At 46.0% G+C, this 17,301-nt stretch carries 14 protein-coding genes; 3 read left to right on the plus strand and 11 right to left on the minus strand.

Translation table 11 applies throughout. From position 1 onward, the window contains the following. Positions 1 to 497 precede the first annotated feature (497 nt). From ASN18_RS06955 to ASN18_RS06975, 5 genes are all read right to left on the minus strand, one after another. The gene (locus ASN18_RS06955) at positions 498 to 1,040 is read right to left on the minus strand and encodes a hypothetical protein (RefSeq protein ID WP_085052016.1); all 543 of its coding nucleotides are present in this window, start codon (positions 1,038 to 1,040) and stop codon (positions 498 to 500) included. A 282-nt stretch (positions 1,041 to 1,322) separates the two neighbouring features. Beyond that, complete coding sequence (locus tag ASN18_RS06960) at positions 1,323 to 1,937, minus strand: hypothetical protein (RefSeq protein WP_085052017.1); 615 nt, start codon at positions 1,935 to 1,937, stop codon at positions 1,323 to 1,325. 250 nt (positions 1,938 to 2,187) lie between these two features. Further along, a complete protein-coding gene (locus ASN18_RS06965) occupies positions 2,188 to 2,958 on the minus strand; it encodes a hypothetical protein (protein ID WP_085052018.1) in 771 nt (256 codons plus the stop codon). Between the two features lie 107 nt (positions 2,959 to 3,065). Next, positions 3,066 to 4,916, minus strand: coding sequence for a portal protein (locus ASN18_RS06970; RefSeq protein ID WP_085052019.1), 1,851 nt, complete (start codon positions 4,914 to 4,916; stop codon positions 3,066 to 3,068). A gap of 33 nt (positions 4,917 to 4,949) precedes the next feature. Next, a complete protein-coding gene (locus ASN18_RS06975; protein WP_085052020.1) occupies positions 4,950 to 6,668 on the minus strand; it encodes a terminase large subunit in 1,719 nt (572 codons plus the stop codon). Positions 6,669 to 7,938: 1,270 nt separating this feature from the next. On the opposite strand from ASN18_RS06975, the gene gpmI reads away from it, so the two are divergent. Next, complete coding sequence (gene gpmI / locus ASN18_RS06985; protein WP_085052022.1) at positions 7,939 to 9,561, plus strand: 2,3-bisphosphoglycerate-independent phosphoglycerate mutase; 1,623 nt, start codon at positions 7,939 to 7,941, stop codon at positions 9,559 to 9,561. A gap of 110 nt (positions 9,562 to 9,671) precedes the next feature. Here the strand turns inward: gpmI and ASN18_RS06990 are convergent, their stop codons facing one another. The 5 genes from ASN18_RS06990 to ASN18_RS07010 are packed head-to-tail and all read right to left on the minus strand — an operon-like array spanning position 9,672 to position 15,586. After that, on the minus strand, positions 9,672 to 10,082 hold the full coding sequence (locus ASN18_RS06990) for an ExbD/TolR family protein (protein WP_085052023.1): 411 nt from the start codon (positions 10,080 to 10,082) through the stop codon (positions 9,672 to 9,674). After that, entirely contained in the window at positions 10,079 to 10,720 is a 642-nt protein-coding gene (locus ASN18_RS06995) for a MotA/TolQ/ExbB proton channel family protein (protein ID WP_085052024.1), read from the minus strand. Before ASN18_RS06995 ends, ASN18_RS06990 begins: the two co-directional genes overlap by 4 nt. Positions 10,721 to 10,735: 15 nt before the next feature. Next, positions 10,736 to 12,421, minus strand: coding sequence for an ArnT family glycosyltransferase (locus ASN18_RS07000; RefSeq protein ID WP_085052025.1), 1,686 nt, complete (start codon positions 12,419 to 12,421; stop codon positions 10,736 to 10,738). After that, positions 12,414 to 14,135, minus strand: a complete 1,722-nt coding sequence (locus ASN18_RS07005; RefSeq protein WP_085052026.1) for a carbamoyltransferase C-terminal domain-containing protein — start codon at positions 14,133 to 14,135, stop codon at positions 12,414 to 12,416. The genes ASN18_RS07000 and ASN18_RS07005 overlap by 8 nt, the downstream gene beginning before the upstream one ends. Before the next feature lie 2 nt (positions 14,136 to 14,137). Continuing rightward, positions 14,138 to 15,586 (minus strand): B12-binding domain-containing radical SAM protein, encoded by a 1,449-nt coding sequence (locus ASN18_RS07010; protein ID WP_085052027.1) that lies wholly within the window; start codon positions 15,584 to 15,586, stop codon positions 14,138 to 14,140. Positions 15,587 to 15,689: 103 nt separating this feature from the next. Here ASN18_RS07010 and ASN18_RS07015 point away from each other — a divergent pair, with 103 nt between their 5' ends. Both ASN18_RS07015 and ASN18_RS07020 read left to right on the plus strand, forming a co-directional pair. Continuing rightward, positions 15,690 to 16,205 carry a hypothetical protein gene (locus ASN18_RS07015; RefSeq protein WP_157072873.1) on the plus strand — a complete coding sequence of 172 codons (516 nt, stop codon included), beginning with the start codon at positions 15,690 to 15,692 and terminating at the stop codon, positions 16,203 to 16,205. 12 nt (positions 16,206 to 16,217) lie between these two features. After that, entirely contained in the window at positions 16,218 to 16,439 is a 222-nt protein-coding gene (locus tag ASN18_RS07020; protein ID WP_085052029.1) for a hypothetical protein, read from the plus strand. A gap of 36 nt (positions 16,440 to 16,475) precedes the next feature. On the opposite strand, the gene ASN18_RS07025 is transcribed toward ASN18_RS07020, so the two are convergent. After that, positions 16,476 to 17,144 carry a glycosyltransferase family 2 protein gene (locus ASN18_RS07025; RefSeq protein WP_236861583.1) on the minus strand — a complete coding sequence of 223 codons (669 nt, stop codon included), beginning with the start codon at positions 17,142 to 17,144 and terminating at the stop codon, positions 16,476 to 16,478. Between the last annotated feature and the right edge of the window lie 157 nt (positions 17,145 to 17,301).

The raw sequence follows: 17,301 nt of genomic DNA on the forward strand, positions 1-17,301 counted from the left end.
TGATCTAACTTCCTACCGTCTAATTCTCTCATCATTTATCATACCATTTTGCTTAATTTTATGTCTACTTACTTGTGTACTTATTAATAACTTCCTACCGTCTAATTCTCTCATCATTCATCATAACATTTTGCTTAATTTTATGTCTACTTACTTATGTACTTATTAATATCTAAAAAAGGAATAGCCGACAAAAAGTCTTCCCATACAGGTAATATTGCTACATTATAAAAAATACGAAAAATGATTTCACCGACAACTATTATACTCATAAGTGTTAGCACAATTTTTTTCATGTAATATTATAAACAAATAGCTATTAGAAAGTCAATGCCTTTTTATTTGGTCATAAAGTGTAATGACCATGATAAGGTTTTCCATTATCATAAGTATCCTCATCTATCTATATAATGTGATGATAATGTTGTACATAAATTCTGTGTCCAAATAATAATATTTACAATTCTCTTGCATCTTCATTATTAACATGTATTTCTTCACTCATTGTTCATAAGTCTTTCTGGTCTTACATTAGGATTTGGAATTTCCCAGTAATACCCATGTTTTGATTTATTATCTATTGCGTAATATTCTTTATAAATATAATTTGGTTTATAGAATTTATCACCACAGCTATAAAACTTATAATCTGCACGATTTATTGGCGATAATGTCTTTTGTAAGTTAGTAGGCCACCATCTTGGACAATTATAATGTAGTGGAAATGAAATTGTGCTTTCTTCAATTTCTCTGCAAGTTGTATTAAAAGTAACAAAATCAAAACTTAACCATATTACAAGAGCGTCATCATAATTAATCCGTTTTCTAACATTGAAGGCATCTGCTGGGAACCCCCTAACGCCTGTCTCATTGCTGTGCCCCGCCCCCTCATAGTATCTATCTATGTTGTTTGAAAAGAATTCACTTAATTCTTCCACTATTTCTTTCCCTATAGGTAATATTGCTATATTATAAAAAATACGAAAAATGATTTCACCGACAACTATTATCATCATAAGTGTTAGCACATTTTTTTTCATCAGCTATTATAAACATATGGTTAATATTAAAGCAATGCTTCTTGTTGTTTAGTATGCTCATAAAGCAACTTTCTTTGCTTGCAATGACATCCCGTTAATGTAGGCGATGTCATTGCAAGCATCGTCGGCTTCTCCAGTAGATATTCTACCTGTGTCTTTAGACGCTCTCTTCACATTCGTTATAAACAAATGCCTGTAGTGAAATCATTGTAGGACGGTAGCTTTTCTGCGAGTTATAACTATTTGCCTTTGATAACATGGCAATATTAGAAACTATTTATATTATTCCCAATCATAATAGTATTTTCTTACGCTTTTATTATCTGTATTTACCAACATAGTATTCCAATAATATCCAGTTCTATTTGTATTATCGATAGCAAAATATTGAAAAAATGAAAGGTCATAGCCAGCGTATCCAGCACGGCATCGATAAAACATATATTTTGTGCGGTTTTTTTTGAAAAATGATTTTTTTAAATCATCAGGCCACCAGCTTGGCGATGATATTGAAACTGGAAACACAACCATATCTTTTCTGACTTCTTTACAATTTGTCGAAAATGTCTTATATTTGAAGCTCAACCAGTAATATAACCTATTATGTATCTCAGAATCTATAAAACGCTCCCTAATTTCAAATGAATTCTTTGTAACATTATCAAGTGTTAATAATATTTCTACTTGTATAGAGCCATTATCAAGTTTATATGGATAAGAGTCAAGCATCACTTTATTACCATGTCCGATTCCAATGTAATATGTTTCTACCCATTTATCTTTATAATCAATAATATGTAATAATATCTCATCTTCGCATGTTATAATAGTATTAAAGACAACTATCCATAAGAGTATAGGCATTAATATTTTTGTTATTATCTTAATAGTATTCATTAACTATCTTGGTATATTATATAATCAATTTATTTATAACTATGTCTACAATTATGTCACAGATTAACATTGCAATATTTCCATTAATATTGTAAACCAACAGCAGAAAAAAAGCAACACTTGTTAATTTCACTACCAAACCATCAGTTGCTTGCAATGAGTCTGATTAATTACTGCAGCGTTTCATTGCAAGCAACATCAGTCAATCCCTTACCTTCTCAGTTGACGTAGTGCATGTTGATCACCCTTCTTATACCTTGTATTCCTCTGGAATACTCTTTGGCCATTGCCCTTTACAAAGTTCTTCACAGGACTTAGAGGGATCACCACCTATTCCAGCTTGCCTGCCTATCTCGTTTGCTTCCATATCTTCTACGCTGTCTTTTACTTTTGATAAGGTGCTGAAAGGCTTAGGGTTTGTAAAATGTTCCTTATATACATCGAACAATTCCTTTCCTAACCCAAAAGCATGTGAAGAAATTACGCCACTATAGCCAAGCCTGGCGATTTTGCAGTGAGCTACACTGTGATAGTATTTATCTACCCCGATATTGCCATAAGGAGTATTTTTCAAACGATTATAAGCTACATCCATCTTTTCTTTCTCCTTTTTCGCTATCGCATACGCTTTCTCAACAATTTCCTTTGCTTTTAAAGACAAAGAGTTCTGGCGCTTGAGTTCAATTCTCTTTCTTAGCGTTTCAAGAAAAGAACTACCTTGCACGTTTTTCTTAGCAGCATCACCTTCATTTCCTTTTTTGGAAACCCCGGATGTGCTTCCTGGCATTTTACCACCTTCTCCTTTTAGGGCTTGAGCAACAACCGCAGTATTCTTGTCACTAGCCAAAGCTACAGAGTTCTTGTGCTTCTTCAGGTTCTCTCTTATCTTTGCAAGATTAGGGTTAAGCTGCTTGCTTGTCTTAACCGCCTCGTGCGCGCCTCCTTTTTTTGGAACATCGGGCAGGCTTCCTTCAAGTTTACCATCTTCACCTTGAATCCAAAATTGCTGTGACTGTTTCATGCATCCTCCTGTGGGTCTTAAATTACTGCCGCGAATGCGGCCAGTTTTATATGTACGGTGTTTAGGGGGGTTCCCTCGCAAGCGGGAACCCCCAGCGCTGTCTCCTGTTAGAACAACTTAAAGTCACTGCCCGCTGCGGTATCTCCAGCGGGATTTACTGACTGTACGGGTTGAGCTTCTACATTCGCTGAGTTGTGGATTTCAGGTGATGTTTGCTCAGGGATTACCTTGTTTACGTCAAGCTCAAGCGCCCTTGCCGCTTCTCTTAACATCTGTCTGCGGCCATCTTTGCCTATTATCTCCATATCGACCGGATTGTTCGTCGCGCGCAGGAACTCACTCCGTCTTATCGCCTGCTGCTCCTTCGCTATCAGCGATGAAGTACCTTTTGCGATTATTTTTAGATCAGGGACATCGTCAATACCCTTATCATGGTCGAGATTGAAGTAGTACTGTCTCTCTACCGATGTCGCTATCACCTTTGAGTCGATGTTCCTTACAACATTTTTGATGCCTCGTGCGGCCTGACTTATCAGCATCGAAAACCCGCTTGCAGTACCGTTTGCCGCCACATCTTTCATGCTGCCGCCTGTATATGTCGGGATGCCCGTCTGCTCCTCAGCGCGCTTCAGGAAAAACTCATATACCGCCATTAGCTTATCTACCACCATTGGCGGGCTGTAAAACCTCAATGCCTGTGCCCCGGACATCTGCGCGTCGGTGACATCCCACACCTTCCAGGGCCACATTTCTTTGGACTCACCTGGGATTACCTTGTCCACGTTCCTCTCAAGCTGCGGCCCGCTTGCTATGGCAACGTTATTTATTATCGCACGCGCTATCGCATTACACGCCGTCTGCACGTCCTCTATCATCTCACAGAGGCCGGTTCCCCAAAATACCCCGGGGATTTCCTCAAACGATACTTTTGAAAATGGCTTCAGCCCCATCGGGTCAGGATTCGGCATTACCTTTAACACCCTGTCACCACAAAGCCATACGCATACGTGATATACAACGGCTGGGTCTATTGTTGGTGTGCCGAAGAAATCCTCAATCAGCGGCGTATCAGGTTCATTTGCCCATGACAGGATTTGCCCTCCGTCAATGTCGCCCCAAAACTCCAGGACTTCTATCTTGTCGTCTTTGCCGCCCGTAAATGGATTGTGTCCGGTCTGCGTTAGGCCGTCGCCGCCGCTGCTTGAGGTCTTTTTTTGCAGAATGCCCTCTCTGTGGTCATGCAGCACCGCCATTATCGCCTCATAGTCAAACCCGGGCACTCCGGCAAGCGCTGACATCTGAGATGTGGTCAGCGTCAGGCGGTCTATCAGATAGCCGTCGTCAATGCCTGAGCTTGACGGTGACGGGTAGATATAAAACGGTGAGCGTCTCTCATACTCCGGCACTAGACGGTTGTCTATTACGTTTGTCCATGTTGTGCCGTCAAAGATTCTCCTGCGAACCTTCTCGATTCTCAGCACCGGGCCTTTGATAAATCCAGCCTTGTATGTGACCACATCGTGGAGGAATTCCTCTATTGCCGTGTACCAGCCGCCCTCGCTGAACTGGTCGTTGATTTTTTCTTTCATCAGTTCTGCCGCTGCGTGGGCTTTGTCTTTGAGCTGTGCGCCGGTGAGCTGTGGGGTACCTTCTTTTGCCGGAAGTTCTGGCATGGGCGTTGGTTCAAGGTCCCATGGGATATGGTCAGGCTGTACGAGTATGTCCTTCAACCACGCCTCAGCGTCCCGGCATCGTGCGCCGCTTAGGAGCATGTAGATGAGGCTTCCTCCAACGCGTCTTATGGCGCCAATTTTGTCGGGGTCATACTTACCTGCCCGCTGCCTCAGGCTTCGCATCATCTGCGCCTCGATTGGTTCTTTTGCTGCCCTGGCTTGACTCCAGCAGTGTGTTACATAGGTGCTGAGTCCTTGCTTGAGTGTCTGTGCTGTTGCTTTCATCTGTTTCTCCTTTTGATTTAAGATTAAGACGCGCTACGTCCATGCGTCTTCGTTGGGCTTAGTGGGTGTTGTACGCAGAGGGGTTTTTGAGGGAAGGGGCAGTGTTTTTCTCACATGTTTGGCGATTGCCGCTGCCATCACCCTGTCGTCATGCGCCCCTGCGTCTGCGCCGTATTTGCCGTCTTCTGTCTGGACGAATGTCAACATCTCGTCAAACGTCTCAACTGATACGATGCCGCTTGTGCCGTCTCTTATCTCCGAAACAAGGTTATCAATTATCAGGTGCTTGTTGGAGGCGTTAGTAAGCCAGCCAAATCGCTTCCTTGACTTTGCCGGTGGCTCTGCAATCATCTCGACATAGATGCGTGGATAGCGCTGTTCTACTATCTTGAGGATTGTCGTAAGGCCGTGATTGTTGCGCTCAGGCGTGAGCCACGCCGTGTTGTAGTAGCGGCCAAGGTTGATGAGCAGAGCACCGAATAGGTCGGCATCCATATGACCATGCCAAATGGCAGCCTGTCTGCCAGTCAGACGCTCCACTACAAAGGCGCAAGAAAAATCGCCGCTCTGGAGCCCCTCGGCCACATCTGCACCAATTACGTATGTAAGGCCATGCCCAGGCTCTTCCCATATCATCAACCTGCCCTCAGCTGCGTCTGTCCATTTCATCGTGCCAAAGGCAAACTCACGACGGGCAATTGGCGGCGGGGCTGCAGCCTTCATCTGTGTGATCTTTTTGATGTCAAAGATAGAGCTCTGTTTGCTTACAAATGCCTCACGCGCGTTCGACGGGTACTCCTGCCTGAACACGTCCAGAGAACCGCCGCAGCGATTCTCAATCGCCTTCCTGCGCCACAGCAAGTGACTATTTGTAATACCGTAGAGTTTTTTCAATGCAAACTCGTCATCAGTGACCCCGGCGCATTTGTCCGTCAGCTTGTATTTTTTGAATACGTACCACGGAATAAATACCGCTGAGTAGAGATTTTCACGGCTGCCGGATTCGTTTATCTTCATGCGATATTGCGGCTGCCCTTTGTTGTTAAGAAAGACTTCGTAAAAGTACCTGGCCCTAAAGAATCGTTCATAGAACTCTCCCGCAGGCCCTTTCGCCGTACTCTCAAAGATGACCTCTGTGTCCTCGTCATCTGGGACGCACTGAAGCACAGAGGTCAGCAACTGCGACGCCTTCTGCGTCGGCCACTTCGCAGTCTCAGAAAGCAGGATGTAGTGAATCAACTGCCCAGAGCCAAAGTCGGTCTTGTTTGCCGTACCTACGCGTATGGCGCTGTCAAGGCCATTTCCAGACGGGCGGTTGAATTCGAGGTTTTGGCTGTTATTGTGGAGTTCCGCCGGTTTACAGCCGTTTGGGACGTGGCGCTGGAAGCGCTTAACCATGCCGAATAAGAAATCTGTAGCCTCCCTTTCATGGGCGATGATGACGGCGGCACGGTTAAAGTTTGTTGCAGTTTTCCAGTAGAGCCGCCCCGCTGCCCAAGTGCTTATCCCTTCGCGGCGCGCCTTCAGGATTATCAACCGCACGGGGCGCCCGCTTGCCCTTATGTCTGCAACAATCTCCTCGAGCAGTTCCTGTATCTCGTTTAACACTAACGGCGCGAGCCGTCCCTCTGTAGTCTGGATTCTGAGAACCGCGCGTGCAAATACCGGGAAGTCTTTGTAAAGTTCCCGTTCTTCGTCGGAAATTCCCCACATCACAGGCCACAGGATTCTTTCCTTTGTCGTCTTTTCCATTTGTAATTCTCCCGCGTGTTAAAAAGAATAAAGGCACCGAGGGCGCTGCCCTCAGGCTCCCGCAAGGAGGGTAACCCTCCTTGACCTCGTACTTATAGGCAACAGAGTTAGTTGCTCAGGAAATTCGATTGTAAATATTTTTAAGTCGCTTACTAATAACGTTAAGAGTTAATTGGTGCTTCTAAGTGGCTTGATTTTATTTAAAGCCGCCTGCCTGGTCTGAGTAGCTGCCATCAGGTACGTCGGGCTTGCTACCCCAAAATGTTCCGTTGCGCCCGTTACTAAAGATTTTTTGATCCATCTGTTAACCCTCCCGTCAGCCCTCCACAAATCATAAAAATGCCCTCCACAAATCATAAAAATGCCCTCCACAAATCATAAAAATGAGAGACCAGACACTAAGGCCGTCACAACACCCTCTATATATAGTTGAAATTCGCATGAATGTGTGTTTTACCCAGTGTTTATGCCGATCTCCTATTCGCATGAGGTGCGAAAAATGAGGGTTTTAGACTGAAATGCTACAATTTTGTAGGATGTGATAGAGAAATTGAGGCGCGCTAAAACTACAGCAGGGGGATTTTAACTGTAAATGTGTCTATGCTACTTCGGATTAGTATTCGATTTAGTATTCGATTTCTTATGTTTCAGTGCAAGTACACTATCGCGAAGTCTTGCGAATTCAGAGTACTCCGATGAGGTTACTGGAGCTTCGCCCGATTCATGTACGGCTTGCAACACGCACGGCATATGGTCATGTGTTTGTAGTTATGCTGGCCTTGTTCGTGAACTTACCATAAGATGGCAGCATCTGGATATTACTGTAGAGGAAAGGGATTAAGGAACTTAGCACCTTATGTGTCGAGGAAGTGTCGTTTAATGGGACAAATACATTCAATCAGATACCTCATCCCCGTGAATCAGTTGAAAAACTGATAGAAGCCGCTCGCGTTAAAATGCCTGAGGTGTTACCAAGTAAAGACATCATTGTAACCACTCTACCCTCCTGCCGTATTATAAAGTAATATCACATAGTTATAGCATTTACTCGCTCTTTTTTGCCAGGAACATTCGACTTAAGCCAACTTTTTGTAAATTTGCGCCTACTCCTGCTTCCCATGACAAATATTACACCAAACCCATGCTCTCAGATCGTTCATTGAGAATTGCTGGCGCGCAATCGTTGCGCTTGCTTTTACATGCGGTTTATTTCATAATATAGCATTGAACCGGTAATTTCTCAAACTAAAACTCAGGAGGATGGTTGAACATGGAAAGGTTGAAGAAACTCAAGGAGTTCTCAGGCCGTAAGGGTCCCTTACTGTTTATCATAATGGATGGCGTCGGGTTTGGAAAAGACGACGACACTAACGCGGTCTTTTTGGCAAAGACCCCCGTCCTTGACAAACTATTTAAGAGCGAACTCTGTACATCTATTGCGGCACACGGTGAGGCGGTAGGGCTTCCAAGCGATGAGGACATGGGTAACAGCGAAGTCGGCCACAATGCCTTTGGCGCCGGACGCGTATTTGCACAGGGGGCCAAGCGTGTCAACGAGGACTTCGCAACCGGCGCGGTCTTCAATGGCAGACTATGGAATAAAATTGTACAGCGCGCTAAAGGCGGCGGCGCTGTGCATTTCAGCGGCCTGCTCTCAGATGCGAATGTTCATTCAAACATCAACCATCTCTATGCCATGCTCAATAAACTAGCCGAGTCCGGCGTGAAAAAGGCCCGCGTTCACCCGCTGCTAGACGGCAGAGACGTTGGCCCGCGCACTGCCCTTGAGTATGTCGTCCCCCTTGAGCAGCTCTTAAAGAAGATCAGAGACGAAAAGGGTTATGACTACTGCATCGCCTCTGGAGGAGGCAGGATGAACGTCACTATGGACAGGTATGAGGCGGACTGGACTATCGTCAAGCGCGGCTGGGACGCCCACGTAAACGGTATCGGCAGGCCGTTTCGCTCCACCGAGGAGGCAATTAATGCGTTTTATAAGGAAGACCTCGACGACCAAAACATGGGGGGATTCGTCATCGTAGACGACGCAGGCCAACCCGTTGGTAAAATGGAAGACGGCGATTCCTTTATATTTTGTAACTTCAGAGGCGACCGCGCCATTGAAATCTCCCTCGCCTTTGACAGCGGCCCTGAGTTCGATAAGATTGACAGAGGCCGTATCCCCGATGTCTTCTACGCCGGTATGATGGAGTATGACTCGGAGGCTAAAATCCCAAAGAACTTCCTCGTCGAACCGCCGCAGATATCAGAGACCGTCTGCGAGTATCTTGCCGCAGAGAAAATCCCCATGTTTGCCATATCAGAGACACAAAAATACGGCCACGTCACATACTTCTGGAACGGCAACCGCTCCGGTTATCTCGACAAAGAACTGGAACTCTATGTCGAAATCCCCTCAGACAAGCTGACCTTCGACAAGGCACCAAAGATGAAGGCATATGAGATAACAGAAAAGACCATAGAGATGCTTGAATCGGGTAAATACAAATTCGGACGCCTAAACTTCGCAAACGGCGACATGGTCGGGCACACCGGCGTCATGGAGGCGGCCATAACTGCCGTAGAGACCGTAGATGAGTGCGTCGGCAAGCTCATAAAAGTAGTAGAAAAACTCGACGGCATAGTCATAGTAACCGCAGACCACGGTAACTCAGACGAGATGTACGTGATGAAAAAGGGGAAAAAGGTACCCAAGACATCACATACGCTAAACCGCGTACCGTTTGTAATCATAGACTTTGGCTACAAAGGGGAATATAAGCTGGCCGGTCTGGACAAATGCGGCCTAAGCAACGCCGCCGCAACACTGTGTAATCTGCTGGGTTACGAAAAACCCGAAGGCTATGACCCGTCATTGATTAAATTCAGTTAAACAGCACGTATCCTAAAGCACATATGAGCCGCTGTCATCGCCGCTATGTGAAGCGGCTCAGGCTGTGCGGGGCTTGCCCCGAAATTTTAGCCCCGAAATTTTAGATTGGCTTAATCAGGGTTATTACTCATTACTGCAATCATAAAGTGTTCTACACCGGCGCGGCGGGCCTGAAGCATTGCCTGCACTACCATACCCTGAGGGGTTGCGTTATCAGCGGCAACGATTATGCGGTTGTCCTTGCCCTTTAGCATTGGCTCCAGTTTAGTACTCAGGTCTGCAAGGGTGACGGGGGTATCATTCAGGAGCATGGCGCTGTCTTTTTTAATAGTTAAGGTTACGCCGGTGTTTTCAGGGGTTGGCGGGACTGCCCCCTCCGGCAGATTAATCCCCAGTGAATGGATGTTCTGCATGGTCAATGATGCAAGTATGAATGTAGCCAGAAGGAAGAACATCACGTCAATCATCGGGATGATTTCTATGCGACCGCGTTTTGAGCGTCTGCCTTTGTGGAATTTCATGCCCCATCCCCTTCTTCTTTGTCCATGCGAAGGCGGTCTATCAGACGTGTCCCCATGCGTTCCATCTTGTCCATTATATTAGCGTTGAGGTGTGAAAAAAAATTAAATGCAAACAACGCAATAAGCGCTATGACTATGCCAAGTGTAGTTGCTATCAGCGCCTGCGCCACACCGCCCGTTATGCCGGTGGGATTTACAAGCCCGCCCGTGCCAATCAACCGGAACGACTCCATCATGCCTATTATTGTCCCCACAAGCCCTACAAGCGGTGCGGCGGTTACTATGGTCTCCAGTATCCACAATCCCCTGTTCAGCGCCATCTCTATAAGCTGTGCCTCATCTGCTGCACGTGATTCCACCCACCAGGGCGGATTCGTGCGGTTGTCTGTGATTACCTGAAAAAATCGCCTGTAGTAACTCCCCGGCGCTATAGATTCCATACATTGTTCCAACTCCGCCCATGCGAAGTTGTAAGTCTCTGCAATCTTCACCATTCGCGTCGGCAGCCCGCAATATCGTACATATACAAATATCCTGTCCAGCAATACAGCCACAGCCAGCACCCCCAGGGCAAACAACGGGTAAACCATCAATCCGCCCAACTTCAGGGCCTGTAATGACGTTGTAAGATACTGCATTATCGTCCTCCTTTATTATTTCCTCTTTATCCTGTATAGGGCAAATATCCGGTTTTGTACTGTATAAAAGGAAATCCTCTCACACTCGAACGTGTTAAGTATGTCCTGACAGAATTTCTTCTGCACAGGGTTGTCCACATTACACCAGTAGTTATAGTGGAAATAGACATTTTTGCCGTAGCGCTCAAAAAAATAGTTCATCCGGTTAGTGTTATAAGTAAGCGTTGATGTCTGGGCGGCATTTGCACCCCAGAGTAAAAACATCCCGGGATTATGTGTCAGGATTACAGAGTTTTCCCTATCTACCATAGAGAACATCTCTCTGGCTTGCACATGGTCAACCCTGCACTCCCATGCCTCCTCCCCCTCTGCCCTTATATATGGGATACGCGCTAATATGAGCATAACAAATATAACGCCTGCTGCCACTGTGATATATTTCCTTGAAACAACGATTGACCATAGCCGCGATAATCCCAGCCCCGCAAGCAATGAAAGCGGCATGTATGACACAACTGAGTAGCGGACATCCTGCCCATAGTCATAACTGCCTGCATAAAAAGTCAGGAACACGCCCCAAAACAACAGAAACCATGCTGCTATTACTAATCTCTCCCTTAGATAATCCCTCTTATAAAAAACGCCAACGGCAAACAGCAGCGTTACTATCATGGGGAATCTCTTGTCGTCCAGGTAAAACATGCCGTTAGTCTTTAAGTTATGCAACATAAAAGAAAGCGACATCTTTGCGCCGCTTGCCCCCCAACTGTCCCCCCTCACCGTATACAACTGAAGCATGTGGGCAAGGGCCAACACCAGCGAAAGCGCCATAAATAAATAAAACTCCCTGGTCTTCAGGATTTTCCAGTCATTAAGCACAATCAACATAAGCAGCACCGGCAGTATCAGGATTGACTCGAACCGGAATTGCAAGGACAATGGCAGCAGCGCAGAAAACAAAAAAAGCGCAGACATGGTCTTTTCTTTAAGGAAATGCAGCAGCGCCATGACTGTCATACCGGTAAAAAGGGCGGTAGACGGCTCTACGGCGGCAGTATTGCCCCATATGATATTATGCGGAATCAGCACATATATCAGCGATGAACACAGAGACACCCGAATATCGCCAAATAGATTACGGGCTATCAAAAACACTACGACTGCCGATGCAGCGAAAAATATATTGTTAAGCAGATGCCCAAGAGCCTCAGAGCTGCCAACCAGTCTGAAGGCCATTGCAAGCAGAAACGGGTAGCCATAGGGCTGCTTGTTAAACTCATCTACGCTGCACTTATATACACCATAAATATTATCCCCGTCGTTACACATGCTTGCCCTGCCCAGATAGGCTATGTTCTGCCCTATGTTCAGGTAGATGTTCTCGTCATAGAATATCCTGTGTACGCGCGGGGCTATAAAAAAGGCAGCGCCAAAGGCCAGCAATACAATGGCGGCCAGATAGTACTTATGCCGCCTCTCCAATGAGACAAACTCAGAGAAAAGTGTCCTGGAACAAAGTGCAAAGGCAATGACTATCAAAGTAAAATTAATCTCAAGCCAAATAGGGAGCAGCTTTATGAGGCGCACACGCAGCGTGTCGGTGTCAAATCTGCTCATATGATAGAAAAATACAGCAGCGCCCGCCAACACTATGAGGGCTGTAACTGACCAGAGCGTTTTTGACCTGTTTGTACTAATCACTACCCCGTTTAGTAACCATATAATTTCCGATGACCATGTGCCCGTTATTTGTTGCAATAAATGTCTTTACGGCGTCTTCCGGGGTGCAGACCAGCGGGTCGCCGTGAAGATTAAAGCTGGTATTGAGGACAACTCCACTGCCAGTTTGTTTTTTAACCTCAGCAAGAAGTTCATAAAACAGCCCGTCTCCTTCAGATACCACCTGTGGGCGGCACGTTGCGCCCAGGCTGATTACGCCTTTCATCTGCGGGGCTGCGCCGTGTTGTAACCTGCAGCCTCTGGTCATAAATCTGTCATATTGCGGCTGAGGTCGGCTAACGAGCAGGCGCTTAAAATCCTCTTCCAATATGGAAGGGCAAAAGGGCTGGTACCAGACGCGCATCTTTAGTCTCAGGTTCAGGTGGTTTTTGATTTCCTCTGAGTCTGCTGCCGCAAGGATGCTTCTATTGCCAAGCGCCCGCGGGCCATACTCCATCCTCCCCTGAAACCAGAAGACTATCTGCCCGTCGGCGATCAATTTAGCCGTCTCATTTATCAGCTCACCGCTGTCTTCGTACCTCTTGTATGTCAGGTTATATTTATTTAACGCAGCGGCAACTCCTGATTCACTGGTCTCACCAAAGTCGGGCCCAAAGAATACGTCTTTGAAGTCATACCGCGATACATTATTTATGTCATAGTTAGCGGCCATAGCTGCCCCAAGGGCAAGACCGCCGTCTCCCATGTGGGGAAATATAAAACACCCTGAGACCTCTTCAAGCTCATCCACAAGCATATTGACCTTTATATTGGAAAATACCCCGCCGGACAGGGCTATATTGCCGCAATTTGTGAGCTTAATGGCATTTCTGATGAGCCTCGTTATCTTCACCTCAAGCGTCCTCTGGGCCATAAACGCGAATTGTTCAGAGGGATAGCGCCAGAGTATTTTTTTTAATTTTTCATACATTTCTAATGAGCCGTACCTTGCAAACACCTCAACCCCGCGAACCAAAAAGAAATCCATGAGCGGGTTTTTACTGTCCTCAACCGGATAGGCATAGTCGGCAAGGGCCATGACCTTTCCCTCATCCTCCAACTCCCGCATGTTCAGGAGGTTTGTGACGTGCTCAAAAAATATGCCAAAAGAGTCCCTGCCGCCGATTACGGCGGTTCTCCTGAGCTGCCCCTCCTCAAGCACGCTGATGCTTCCAGACAGCCCGTCACCAATGCCGTCAAGCGTAATGACCAGACACCTGTCAAAGCCGGAACAAAATGCTGCTGCCGCTGCGTGGCAGAAGTGGTGGTCGTAGTGTTTGAGGGTAATGTTACTAAATCCCATAGTTATAAGCTGCCGCTTAAGCAGCGCGTTGCTGGCAAGCAGTGATGCCCTTGACGGTGGGATTTCAGTGAGAAGGTACTTTAGTTTCTTTTTAATGGTTGGGAATGTCCCATGGTCTGCCTTACGTCTTCTGAGCATATAATACTGTTCCTTAAGAACGGGGAATGCCCGAGTCAGGGTCTTGGAGAAATCCGTGGTGGAGCTGCTTATACAGTCAATGTCTTGTGGCGTTAGATTAAGATAACTCAGACATGCCTCAATGGAGAGCTTAGGGAATCCCGCGTCGAGTTTCCGCCGTGAGAGCCTCTCTTCGTTTATGGCAAATGCAATCCTGCCGTCATGCAGTACCGCTGCCCCGGCGTCGTGCCCGTCCCATATGCCAAGTATGTACATATTTATTTCACCCTTTTATTCATCGGTCTGAGAAATCTTAAAGCAGAGATGAGATTCTTACCAATATGACGAAAGTTCATCAGCCTTAAAATGCCAAATATAATCCTGGGGCGCAGGTAAAACTCCCTCACCGCCTGTGCCCTCACCGCCTCAACCTCAGACTGTGTGATGGTATTTAAGGTCATTACCGGCCTTTCCTGCCGGAATCTGGTGAAATCAACAGACGCAGCACCGGCAAGCCACCCCTCTACAAGCGCCTGACCATAGAGCGCTGAGCCGGGAAACGGCACGGCGCAGTAGAACTGGGCAAAGTCAAGGTCAAGACCAAGCACACGCCTCTTTGTATCAAGGGCAGAGCGCAGCGTCTCATGTGGAAGGCCAAAAATAATATGCGCCGAGGCCAATATCCCCGCCTCTTTGGTCAGTGATATGATTTTATTAATCCGGCTCACCTCGATGTTCTTTCTTACCCCTTTTAATATCTCAGGGTTAAATGATTCGATTCCATAGCTGACCATCCAGCACCCGGCTTTTCTCATCAAGTATAATAATTCCCCGTCCACAGTGTCAATTCTGCTGTTGCAGACCCAGGAAACTCTTAAATCGCTGTCAACGATTGCGTTACACAGAGAGCGCACAAAGGCGGGATTGGCAGTAAAGGTCTCAGCCCAGAAGAAAAAGTCCCTGATGTTGAAGCGTTCGGCGGCCTCTTTCATTTCCTTTATTATTGAGTCAACCCTTCTTGTTCTCAGCCTGGTGCCGTAGTATGTACTGCTAGTGCAAAACGTACATGGGAAGTGACACCCACGCTGCGGCATAACCATCAGAAATGGTTTGTCCTTTAGAGGAAGCCTGTACGAGTTGACATTTATAAGGCTCCAGTCAGGGAATGGCAGGGCATCGATGTCCGGGATGAACTGCCGCGGCTGGTTTTGCGTGATTGTACCGGTACGATTTCGATATGTTATGCCCTCAACGGCACTTAGATTTGCCAGCCCTGATGAGCTGCTAAGGGCGTTTATTGTTTCCAGAATTGTTATTTCAGGTTCATTTCTGACAACTATGTCCAACGAGGGTGTGTGTTCAAGGACGCTGAGATCAAGCACTGTCACATGGGTGCCAAAGACAATGGTGTACGTGGCTGGATTAAGGGTTTTTATTACAGAGGCGAGGTTCAGGTCACTGTCGATTGACGGTGTTGCCGCGCTCCAGACAACTGCATCAGGACAAAATGCACTAATTACACGGGGCAGACTGTTGAAATCTATATGTTCGGCGGGGCAGTCTATGACTTTTACCTCATGGCCGTGTTCTTTTAGCAGTGTACCGGTGTAAACCAGCGAGACAGGCGGCCACAGTGTTGTCCAGATGGCGCTTTGTTGAGTGCAGCGCCCCTCGCGTGTAAACTTCTCACCGCTTGGTGAGGGAGGGTTAAGCAGCAGTATTTTCATCTGTCCCAAGCTCTAACATTAGGAATTTGTTAGAAGAAACATGTTCATCTATCGTGTCACTTGACTTTTGCACGGTACTATATTAACATATAGATGTATGGTTGTGCTAAGATATAAGGGTTCTCATGGGACGACAGAAGGTCGGTATGAAGAGATTGTTAACAAAGGATTTAGCTGCGGCGATGGCAGAGCGGGAATCGGTGTATATTTTTGGGCTGAGGGTCCCTTATATATTGAGCTTGCCCGCGCGTGGTGCAGATTTAAAGCCAAAACAGGTGGTTATAAACAGAGACACGTAATTATTATTGTAGAATTAGAAGCCGATGAAGATGAGACTATTGACATAGAAGATATGCAAATAAAAAACTATATTTTTTATTTAAGCGAGAAACTTGGAATTGACAAAGATAATGATACCGGAATTAGCAGGGTATATGATTTACTGTTTGATGAGTGGGAAAAAACAAGGAATAGAATTGTGAAAATGTATAAAGTTAGGTTAGCTCCACCGCCAAATACCGGGAGCTTTCGATATCCAATGAAACTGTTGGGTGCGCCGTTGTGCTATGTGGTCAGGAAAGCGGAGATAATAACTGTTATAAGCGTGCAGCATTACTAAAGGAAAGTTATCATGAATAGTATATTTGTCAGCGAAACAATGCAAGAGGTCTTTGAGAACTTGATGAATACGCCAACAGACCATTTACGTGAAATGCTTGACAATGCGCGCGATATGGGAATATCAAGCATTCTTGAAAACAAAAAGGCAATAGAGGCCGCTGATACTCTGCCTCAGAGTGCGCTTCAGGATGTGCTCCAGGTTGCCAGGATGCCAGAATGCCAGAATGATTGAAGCTGAATGACATGGTTAAATCAATTTGGGCATTGGCTATATCAGATATTTCACCAGAGAATAGATATATCTGAACCATACCTTTGTCAGTCTGATTTTAGATACTCCGGCCTGCCGCTTGTACTCGTGGGCAGGGATTTCAGTCAGCGTAAACCCTTTTTTTATGGTCTTCATTATCATTTCCTGCTCTATTGTGGTTATATTCTCCTTCAGGGTGAGTTTCCTTGCAACAGCGGTTTTAATGGCCCTGAAACCGTTTTGGGAATCACTGATTCTTACCCTGTAGCGCCAGTTTATACAGGCCGTGATAAATGCGCTTCCCATTAGTCTGAAAAACTCGTCAAATCCGCCGTGCAGCTCACTGGAGCCGCCCAGTAGCCGTGAACCCGTAACGTGGTCGGCCTCACCCGTTATAATCGGCTCTATCAGGCGTGGAATATCGTCGGGGTCATGGGAGCCGTCGGCGTCTATAAATACTATTATGTCGCCCGTTACCTGTTTAATAGCCTCTCTGATAGCCGCGCCCTTGCCCTTGCCGTTGTCCTGTATTAACCTTACGCCGTGAGCAGCTGCCACCTCAGCCGTGTTATCAGCCGAAGGCCCGTTGACCACCAGGATTTCGTTGCAATACTTCCTGCACCCTTCAATAACGCGGCCTATTGTCTGTTCTTCATTGAGGGCGGGGATAACTATTGATACTTTCAAAGCAGGCGTCATTACTATATGTTGCCATATGTTTAATTAAATATGCAAATTTCTACTACCAAAAATAATTCAAAAAAAATGCTTGACAAAATAAATTGATGCTTGTAGAATATAGATAAGTATAATGATTATACATGGTAGCGAGATGATGGTTGAA

The organism is Candidatus Magnetominusculus xianensis, from assembly GCA_001541255.1.
GTDB classification, from domain to species: Bacteria; Nitrospirota; Thermodesulfovibrionia; order Thermodesulfovibrionales; family Magnetobacteriaceae; genus Magnetominusculus; species Magnetominusculus xianensis.